The sequence below is a fragment of the Acetobacter suratthaniensis genome, from assembly GCF_017377745.1.
GTDB classification, from domain to species: domain Bacteria; phylum Pseudomonadota; class Alphaproteobacteria; order Acetobacterales; family Acetobacteraceae; genus Acetobacter; species Acetobacter suratthaniensis.
Genome location: NZ_JAFVMG010000059.1, coordinates 1 through 611, shown reverse-complemented (window position 1 = coordinate 611; position 611 = coordinate 1). Strand labels below are relative to the sequence as shown.

The window sequence follows — 611 nt, the reverse complement described above, 5'->3', positions numbered from 1 at the left end:
ACGCGCAGAGCAGAACCTCAGAAGAAAACACACGAAAACAGCAAAACGTGCCTGCCAGACCGGAACCGTGCGTTCAAACGGTGGGGCTTCGCTCCCGGCGCTGCGCGCCGCGTTTGAGCGCACGGCCGCCGTCCCGGCAGGCAGCAGAGTGTCAAAAAACCAGAAAAGGATACAGGCATGTCTGCAACACTTGAACACACCCAGCCTGCTGCGATCACGGCCGAGGCGCTGGCACAGTTTATCGGCACGACCCGGTATTACCGCTACACGATGGGGCTGATCCTGACCGATGGGGCTGCGTATCTGGCCAAAAATGGCGCAGGCTGGCTGCTGGATATCGTGGCGAGCGCGCGTCTGGTTCCGGCCGTCCGCCGGGCCGAGTTCGAGTGCTGGACCCTAAGGGTGGACCTCACCAGACAGTGCGCCGAGGTTGTGTGCACGGATGGCAACGGCGAACGCGAGGCCAACATCCTTTATCGCCAGCCTGTGGGCTATACGGATTTTCCGCTGGCTGAACTGAAACTTTACGCCGTCGCCGATAGCAATCTCGGCAAGGTCGTCATGCTCACATCCGAATACTGAGCGAGGGCGGGGCCGTGCGTGCGCCAAAA

The 611-nt window shown here is 61.2% G+C and carries 1 protein-coding gene; it reads left to right on the top strand.

The window, feature by feature from the left end:
* Positions 1-177 precede the first annotated feature (177 nt).
* The gene (locus tag J2D75_RS14290) at positions 178-582 is read left to right on the top strand and encodes a DUF6876 family protein (RefSeq protein ID WP_243428783.1); all 405 of its coding nucleotides are present in this window, start codon (positions 178-180) and stop codon (positions 580-582) included.
* The last annotated feature ends 29 nt before the right edge of the window (positions 583-611 follow it).

Excerpts from the sequence above, each read along its gene's own strand:
- J2D75_RS14290 (WP_243428783.1), top strand. The coding sequence starts at position 178 with ATGTCTGCAACACTTGAACACACCCAGCCTGCTGCGATCACGGCCGAG.